This is a genomic window from Arthrobacter sp. Br18 (assembly GCF_000520555.1).
Taxonomy (GTDB): domain Bacteria; phylum Actinomycetota; class Actinomycetes; order Actinomycetales; family Micrococcaceae; genus Arthrobacter_D.
Map to the genome: position 1 here is coordinate 1 of NZ_AZSA01000261.1, position 8441 is coordinate 8441.

Below are 8441 nucleotides of genomic sequence, written 5' to 3' on the forward strand. Positions count from 1 at the left end.
TCCTGATCGGAGCGCTCCGGAATCACGGCCTGGATGCCGCGTCGGCGCAGCAGTTCACGGTTGGCCCTCGATGAGTACGCTTTATCGCCCAGGGCCCGGTCCGGACGGGAACGGGCCCTGCCGGGACCGAGCCGGGGAACACTCAAGGCGTCCAGCAGATGCGGGAACATCGGCGAATCCCCGCCCTGGCCGGGTCCGAGGATCATCACCAGTGGGCGCATTTTCCCGTCGCAGAGGTGATGGATTTTCGTGGTCAGCCCGCCCCTGGACCTGCCGATCGCGTGATCAGGCGGTTCGTCCTGCAATTTCATGTAGTTCGACAGGTCCCCCCGCGCCGCGGGGAAGGTTCGTTGCGTGCTGGTGCGCGCGGTTCACCGTGGAGTCCACGGAAACTTCCCAATCGATCAGCCCGACCGCGTCGGCCTCGGCCAGCAACCGGGTATGGATTTTGTCCCAGGTGCCGTCGCCGCTGAAGCGGCGGTGGCGTTTCCAGACTGTCTGCCACGGGCCGAAACTTTCCGGCAGGTCACGCCACGGGATCCCGGCCCGGAACCGGTAGATGATGGCCTCCACGACCAGCCGGTGATCCTGAAATGGCCGTCCGCGGCGGCCGGCCGAGCTGGGCATCAACGGCTCGATCCGGGCCCACTGGGAATCGGTCAAAAGAGTAGTACGTGGCACGCACCCATCATTCCAAAGACCACCCCGAAGATTTAGGAGACACGCCCTAGTCGAAGTCCCTAATGCTGGAAGAGCATTGTCGACGCGCTCTGCTCCCGGTCGAGTAGTCGCTGCTTGATCTCCAGCCCCCAACGGAAGCCGCCGAGGGAACCATCAGTGCGGACAACGCGGTGGCAGGGCACGAAAAGGGCCGCGGCGTTCCGGGCGCACGCTCCGGCAGCGGCTCGGACCGCTCCCGCGCTTCCGGCGAGCTCGGCGTACTGCGCATAGGTGACGGGGGAGCCCGGCCGTACCTTGCGAAGGACATCCCAGGCGTGGCTGCGGAACGGCCCCGAAATCTGGTGCACGATGACGTCGTCGATCGCTGAGAGGTCGCCGTCGTAGTACGCCGAGACGGCGTTGGACATCAATGTCAGCCCGGGCGATTCCTGCCCGTCGATTACGTGCCTCAGGCTGGGATGGATCTGGCCGGTCAGCTCATCGATGGAGGCGGTCCAGCCCGAGGAGAGGACGGCGCCGTCGGCCTCGATGATGGTGAAGGGCCCATCCGGAGTAGCGATGGTCGCCGCGGAAGCCGGGGTAAGGAGGGTGCTGGTCACGTGACTGCTTCCTTGGGGAGGGACGAATGGGGAACGGTTCGGGCCTGGGCGGACGTATGGCGCCACAGGTGCATCGTCGCGTAGGAGCGCCAGGGGCTTGCCTGGGCAAGGGTGGCCGCCATGGATCGGTCCGTCCGGCTCCGCGGACCCGGTGGGGCGCCCTGCCTCGTCAGCGACACCCACGCATTGCGGACGGCGGCATCATTGCCGAGCGGGATGTCGGTGGCTCCGAGCACGCGCATGGCCACATAGTCCGCAGTCCACGGCCCGATTCCGGGTAGCGGCAGAAGCTTCGCCCGTAGGCTCTGCACATCATCGCCGACGCCGATGGACAGGCTTCCGTCGGCCAGCGCTTCCGCCGTGGCACGGATGGCCTCGATCCGCCTGGCCGGCCCGCGTAGGAGGTCCGCCGCGGAAGCCGCGATGTCAGCGGCGGCGGGAAAGAGCCGGGTGAAGCCGTCCACGGCAAGGCGCGGTTGGCTGCCCGCGGCAGCGAGGACGGACAGCGCGCTGGTTGCGGCCTTGACCGATACCTGCTGCCCGATCATGGCGCGCATGAGGATCTCATGCGGGTCGACCCCGCCCGGCAGGCGGATTCCCGGAACGTTCCGCACCAGCGGCGCGAGCTCGGGCTGCTGTATCAGGACCGCGTCGATGGCCGTGGGGTCGGCGTCGAGGTCGAACAGGCGCCGGATCCGCGCGAGCAGGACGGGAAGGTCGGCAAGTTTCTCGAGGAGGATCGAGACCTTCACCCCTGCACTGCCCGCTCTGGGAGGCACAGCCTCGGCCCGGAACCAGCCGTGGCCGCCGGGTAGGGTCACCATGCGCGCGTAACTGGTGGAGGTTGCCTCTTCCACACCGCTGACAGCACGGGCCTGGAGGAACGCGAGAATACCGTTGTCGTAGGGAAGCCGCACCGGAAGGGTCAGCGCAAGCGCTGTGTAGCCGCCGTCCGCTGGAATCGGCCGGTGCCGGCTTGCTCCCCTGAGCTGCGACGGAGTGAGCGCGTACACCTCGGATACCGTGTCGTTGAACTGACGGATACTGCTGAAACCGGCGGCGAAGGCGACGTCGGACAACAGGAGGTTCGTTCCCGTCAGCAGCGTGCGGGCCGTCTGGGCGCGTGCCGCCCGTGCAAGGGCGAGCGGGCCGGCACCGAGTTCCTCGCGCAGGATCCGGTTCAGCTGCCGGGTCGAGTAACCGAGCCGAAGTGCGAGGCCGCCCACCCCGGAGCGGTCCACCTCGCCGTCGGCAATGAGACGCATGGCGCGTCCCGCGGTGTCATTGCGGAGGTTCCACTCGGGTGTGCCCGGCACCGCCTCGGGCAGGCACCGCTTGCATGCACGAAAACCGGCCTCATGGGCGGCCGCGGAGGTCCGGTAGAACGTCACGTTGGCCGGTTTCGGGGTGCGTGCGGGGCACGACGGCCGGCAGTAAATGCCGGTGGAGGACACTGCGGTGACGAACTGACCATCGAAACGGGCATCGCGCGAATCGATCGCCCGATACCGCTGCCAGAAGTCCATGGCTCAATCCTGTCAGGGCCGCAGCGTGCAGGCTAGCGGGAATCGGACATCGCCGTGGGCTGCGGTCCATGGCCGGTCCCGGTTTTGCTAGCGTGTCCTCCGTGGCTTCCCTCACCCCGCCTACTGCGCCGTCAGCCCCGTCGGGCATGCGCTCCCTCCTCTCCGTCAGTGCGCTCGACGCGGCGCCACTGCTGCTCGGCGCGACTCTCACCCACGACCGTGATGGAGATGACGCCGACGCCGGCCCGGTCAGCGTGCGCATCACCGAGGTGGAGGCCTACCTCGGGCCTGTGGATCCGGGCTCGCATGCTTTCCGTGGCCGTACTGCCCGGAACAACTCGATGTTCGGCCCGGCGGGGCACCTCTATGTGTACTTCACCTATGGGATGCACTACTGCGTCAACGTGGTGTGCGGGACCGACGGCTGGGCCACCGGCCTGCTGCTCCGAGCGGGGGAGGTGACAGACGGGCTCGCCCTGGCCCGCCGGCGCCGGAACACCCCGAAATCCGATCTTGACCTGGCGCGCGGCCCCGCACGGCTGGCCCAGGCGCTCGGGCTGGACCGGCGCCACGATGGAGCGGATACACTGGCTCCGCCCTTCACGCTTGCACTGCCGCCCGAGCCCGTCCCCGAGGCCCGCTACTCCACCGGACCTCGGGTCGGGGTGAGCGGCGATGGGGGAACCACCGACTATCCCTGGCGGTTCTGGCTGTCCGGAGAGCCGACCGTGTCGCGATACCGACCGGGCAAGCCGCCGAAAGACCGTAGGGTTGTCGGGTGAGAAACAGCCCAGAAAGGCCCGCGGCCGCGCCAGGACCGCCATCCTCCGACCACGTACGCGCCGTCATCGAGCAAGGATGCGCACTCGTACCCGACTTCCCGAAAGCGGGCATCCTGTTCCGCGACCTCACCCCCGTCTTCGCGGACGGACCATCCCTCAGGGCCGTCATCGATGCCATCGCCACAGCGTTCCGGGGCGAGTTCGACGTCGTGGCCGGCGTCGAAGCGCGCGGCTTCCTGCTGGCTTCCGCGATCGCCTACGCGACGGGGACAGGGGTGCTGACGGTCCGCAAGTCCGGGAAACTCCCGCGGGCGGTGTACGCGGAGCCCTACGACCTCGAGTACGGGCAGGCGACCCTCGAGATCCACCGGGACGACGTCGCGCCCGGAACCCGGGTCCTCGTTGTCGATGACATCCTCGCGACCGGCGGCACCCTCGCGGCCGCCGTCCGGCTGTTCTCGCACACCGGTGCTGTGGTCGTCGGATGCGCGGTGGTCCTGGAACTGAACGGGCTGGGAGGCCGCGGACAGCTGGCCGGGCACCGCGTCCACGCGTTGTCCGTGGTGTAGGAACTCCGCACGCTAGAATTGACGGTCTGTCTTTCTCGGGAGGGAACCCCCATGCATGAAACATCCCAGGCGAAAGCCGAACTGGAGCACGAGCGCGGGTACGTGAGCGGCCTGTACCGGCGGTTGGACGACCTCAGGGCCGAAAAAGCGCAGCAGCTGGCCGAGGTTCGCCGCACCGCCTCCGCGGGTTCCCACCAGAATCGGTCCGAACGCGACGCCTTCGCCACGATGTACGAGGACCGCCTCGCGCAGCTGAACGCGGTCGACGACCGGCTCGTGTTCGGGCGCCTCGACCTCGACGACGGCGACAAGCGCTACATCGGCCGCATCGGTCTTTCCGACGATGAGCTGCGCCAGTTGATGGTCGACTGGCGTGCACCCGAGGCGGGAACCTTCTACCAGGCCACGGCCTTCGAGCGCCTGGGCGTGCGGCGGCGGCGCCACCTGATTCTTGCCAGGCGCGACGTCGTCGCCATCGAGGACGACGTGCTGGACGCCGGCATGCTCGGCGACGACGACTCCCTGCAGGGCGAGGGCGCGCTCCTCGCGGCGCTGAACTCGCGCAGGACCGGCCAGATGTCCGACATCGTGGGCACCATCCAGGCCGAGCAGGATCGCATCATACGGGCCCCGCTGCCCGGAGTCACCGTGGTTCAGGGTGGTCCGGGAACCGGGAAGACAGCCGTCGCGCTGCACCGTGCGGCTTATCTGTTGTACACCCACCGGGAACGGCTGAAATCGGCCGGCGTGCTGCTGGTCGGACCCACCGACGCCTTCATGCGCTACATCGAACGAGTGCTGCCCTCATTGGGGGAGACGGGCGTCGTGATGGCCGGAATCGGCACCCTGATGCCGGGAATCTCCACCGTCACCGAACCGGATGAGGAAGCCGCTGCCTTGAAGGGAAGCCTCGACATGGCGGACGTCGTTCGGAGCGCCGTCGCCAACCGGCAGCGCGTGCCCGAGGAGAACAAGCGGCTCGACGTCGAGGGCACGCGCCTGACCCTGACCCCGCGGCAGGTGGCTCGGGCACGGGAACGCGCACGGGCCACCGGCAAACCGCACAACGAGGCCCGGCTGACCTTCGTGAAGACTCTCCTGCGCGAGCTTACCGAGCAGCTGCTCGAAACTCTCGAAGAATCGTCGGGTGCCGGAAACAACGCCGACCGCTCCTACCTGGCAGAGGACGTGCGGAGCTCCCGCGACGTGCGGATTGCGCTGAATCTCGCCTGGATGCCGCTCACCCCGCAGAAGCTGGTTTCGGAGCTGCTGAGCCGGCCCGACCAGCTCGCCGCCGCGTCACAGCAATTCACTGATGCCCAGCGCGCTCTGCTCCTTCGGCCGGCCGACGCGCCCTGGACCGAGGCGGATGTCCCGCTGCTCGATGAAGCGGCGGAACTCCTCGGCGACTTTGATGCCTCAGCCGGGCGAAGCACTGCGGCGCGGGAGCAGGAGCACCGACGCGACCTTGCCAATGCCGAGCGCACCCTGGAGAACGTGAATGAATCCCTCGCCGACTCGGGTGTCGACGGCGTCGTGACCGCGGAGGCCCTGGCGTTCCACAACACGGTGGCTGCCACGAGGGCGACGGCGGCGGAACGCGCCGCCGGCGACCGCACCTGGGCGTTCGGGCACATCGTGGTGGACGAGGCGCAGGAACTCTCACCGATGCAGTGGCGCCTGCTGATGCGTCGGTGCCCCCTCAAGTCCTTCACCATCGTCGGAGACATCGCGCAGACCAGCTCGGCGGCGGGATCACGGTCCTGGCAACATGCGCTCGAGCCGTTCGTGGGGGAGCGGTGGCGGCTCGAGGAGCTGACGGTGAACTATCGGACGCCGTCGCAGATCGCTGAGGCCGCAGTGCGCATGGCCAACGCGGCGGGGCTGGTGGTCTCGGCGCCCAAAGCCGTCCGGGAGGGCCGGTACGACCCGGTCGTCAACCAGGTTTCGGATCTGGGGCTTTCCCTCGTCGCCGCGCTCCCCGAGGAGTTGGCCGCGATCGACGGCGGACTGCTGGCGGTCATCGCACCCGAGCACCTCCTGCCGAAGGTGCGGTCGGCGCTCGAGCCGGTCTACGGATCCCGCGTCGGCACCGGCGCTGGAGGGCCGGGCCAGGACATCGTGGTCATCTCGCCTCGCGAATCCAAGGGCCTTGAGTTCGACGGCGTCACCATTCTGGAGCCGCAGCTCATGCTCGATTCCGCCAAGGCCCGGGTCGGCGACCTGTACGTCGCCATGACACGCCCGACGCAGCGGCTGCGGCTTCTGACCACAGGCAAAATCCCGGAAGGCATCGAGGGCTGATAATTTGGATGCTGTGCCGCAGCCACCAGAATCCTCAGTCCAGGGTGTAACCGCCCAGCAGAACGACCCTTCCTTCGATAATATCTGGCAGGAGCTGCGCTGGCGTGGCCTCGTGCAGTTGTCAACCGACGAGACCGAAATCGAGGCGCTCCTGTCGGGGGAGCCCGCCGTATTCTACTGCGGCTTCGATCCCACGGCGCCGAGCCTGCACCTGGGCAACCTGGTCCAGCTTCTGACCATGCGGAGGCTGCAGCTCGCCGGGCACCGCCCTCTCGCGCTGGTCGGCGGATCCACCGGTCTGGTCGGCGATCCACGCCCGACGGCGGAGCGCACCATGAACACCAAGGAGACCGTTGCCGAGTGGGTGGCCTCCCTGCAGGGCCAGGTGCAGCGTTTCCTCAGCTTCGAGGGCGACAGCGGCGCCCGTATGGTGAACAACCTCGACTGGACCGCGCCCATGAGCGCCATCGATTTCCTGCGTGACGTCGGCAAGTACTTCCGTGTCGGCACGATGATCAAGAAGGACATCGTGGCGACCCGTCTCAACTCCGACGAGGGCATCAGCTACGCCGAGTTCAGCTACCAGATCCTGCAGGGCATGGACTACCTCCAGCTCTTCCGGCAATACGGCTGCGTGCTGCAGACGGGCGGCTCGGACCAGTGGGGCAACCTGACGAGCGGCACGGACCTGGTGCGGAAGGCGGAGGGCGTCGGTGTCCATGCCATCGGCACGCCGCTCATCACCAACTCGGACGGAACGAAATTCGGGAAAAGCGAGGGCAACGCGGTGTGGCTGGATGCGGCCATGACAAGCCCCTACGCGATGTACCAGTTCTGGCTCAACACGTCCGATGACGACGTCGTCAACCGCCTCAAGATCTTCACCTTCCATCCTCGGGAACGCTCGGGACGAGTTCGCAGCGAACTACGCCTCGATGATCGAAGCAGTGTCCGACGAAGAGCTTGCGCTCACTGCCTGTGCAATCTACGACACGCCTCCCTGCCACCCCAACCAGCGGCTGGTCAGGACCGCACTTGCGCTCTTCAACGACTGCATCACACGAACAGCCTTCTCCCACGGTGCAACTCTGATCGACCTTCGAATGGTTTGCAACGAGGACGGCGATTATGCGAACCCCATTGAGCCCTCCGTCCAAAGCGGCAGGAGAATAGCCCAGGCCATCGCCGCCGCCATCTTTCCGGAACGAGGTAGATGCCGCTCCAGCGTCATTGGCGAAAGACGCTGTGCGGGCCGGTAGCGTGGCGTACGTATCGGTAGGAGGGCCGGACCGTTCATTCCCGGGAAGTGTGGAAGGTGCTTCGCGCATCCACCAACATCCCTGAGGTAGCCAGAAGTTCAAGTCATCAACGCCTACTCATGCTCCAGAGCGTTGACGCGTTGCACTGACCCAAGCCGTTGTGCGGTTGCTGCATGGGGGAGTAGCACCCGCATTCCAGCAGGTGTTGTGGTGTGGGGTGGGTGGATTTGTGGTGGGGTGGGGTGTGTCGTATAGTTGGGGAGTTGCCCCGGTGTGGGTGACGATCCCCCCTTTGAATTGTGGAGTTGTTCCGGCGTGTGCTGTGCACGGGTTCGGGATTGGCTTCTGGTTTGTTGTCGGTGGTGGGTTGGTGGTCGGGTTGTGGTGCTGGTTTTTGACTGGTGGCGGGGCTTGGGGCTGATTTGCTGGAGACGGGGTGGTGGGGGTAGGCTTGAAAAGTTGCTTCGGAGCGAGAACATGATGGTTTGGTTGTGTTTGGTGCCGGTTAGCGTCTGTTGTTTGAGAACTCAATAGTGTGCCAAGTTTGTTGATACCGATTGTTTTTTGATTGGTTGAATTGGCTGGTTGCTGTGCCTTTGGGTGTGGTGGCTGGTTTTTTTGGCTGGTTTCGAATTTTGTGCAGCGCTGGTTTCCGTTTTCCCGGGGGTTGGTGTTGTGTCTGTAGAAGCATTTACGGAGAGTTTGATCCTGGCTCAGGATG

Annotated in this window: 5 protein-coding genes and 2 pseudogenes; 4 read left to right on the plus strand and 3 right to left on the minus strand. The window is 66.4% G+C overall.

Translation table 11 applies throughout. The annotated features are described in order from the left end of the window. The 3 genes and pseudogenes from Y704_RS24985 to Y704_RS0101555 form a co-directional block, all read right to left on the minus strand. A pseudogene (locus Y704_RS24985) lies at positions 1–681 on the minus strand (IS5 family transposase); the annotation flags it as partial. Between the two features lie 59 nt (positions 682–740). Beyond that, positions 741–1280, minus strand: a complete 540-nt coding sequence (locus Y704_RS18130) for a methylated-DNA--[protein]-cysteine S-methyltransferase (RefSeq protein WP_051476586.1) — start codon at positions 1278–1280, stop codon at positions 741–743. Then, positions 1277–2806 carry a DNA-3-methyladenine glycosylase 2 family protein gene (locus Y704_RS0101555; protein WP_026548824.1) on the minus strand — a complete coding sequence of 510 codons (1530 nt, stop codon included), beginning with the start codon at positions 2804–2806 and terminating at the stop codon, positions 1277–1279. The genes Y704_RS18130 and Y704_RS0101555 overlap by 4 nt, the downstream gene beginning before the upstream one ends. A gap of 146 nt (positions 2807–2952) precedes the next feature. On the opposite strand from Y704_RS0101555, the gene Y704_RS0101560 reads away from it, so the two are divergent. The 4 genes and pseudogenes from Y704_RS0101560 to tyrS form a co-directional block, all read left to right on the plus strand. Then, positions 2953–3588 (plus strand): DNA-3-methyladenine glycosylase, encoded by a 636-nt coding sequence (locus tag Y704_RS0101560; protein ID WP_035771119.1) that lies wholly within the window; start codon positions 2953–2955, stop codon positions 3586–3588. A 65-nt stretch (positions 3589–3653) separates the two neighbouring features. Beyond that, on the plus strand, positions 3654–4157 hold the full coding sequence (locus tag Y704_RS0101565) for an adenine phosphoribosyltransferase (protein WP_035771122.1): 504 nt from the start codon (positions 3654–3656) through the stop codon (positions 4155–4157). A 51-nt stretch (positions 4158–4208) separates the two neighbouring features. Then, positions 4209–6461, plus strand: coding sequence for a HelD family protein (locus Y704_RS0101570; RefSeq protein ID WP_026548827.1), 2253 nt, complete (start codon positions 4209–4211; stop codon positions 6459–6461). A gap of 13 nt (positions 6462–6474) precedes the next feature. Continuing rightward, positions 6475–7350 (plus strand): annotated as a pseudogene (tyrS, locus tag Y704_RS18135) (tyrosine--tRNA ligase); the annotation flags it as partial. Between the last annotated feature and the right edge of the window lie 1091 nt (positions 7351–8441).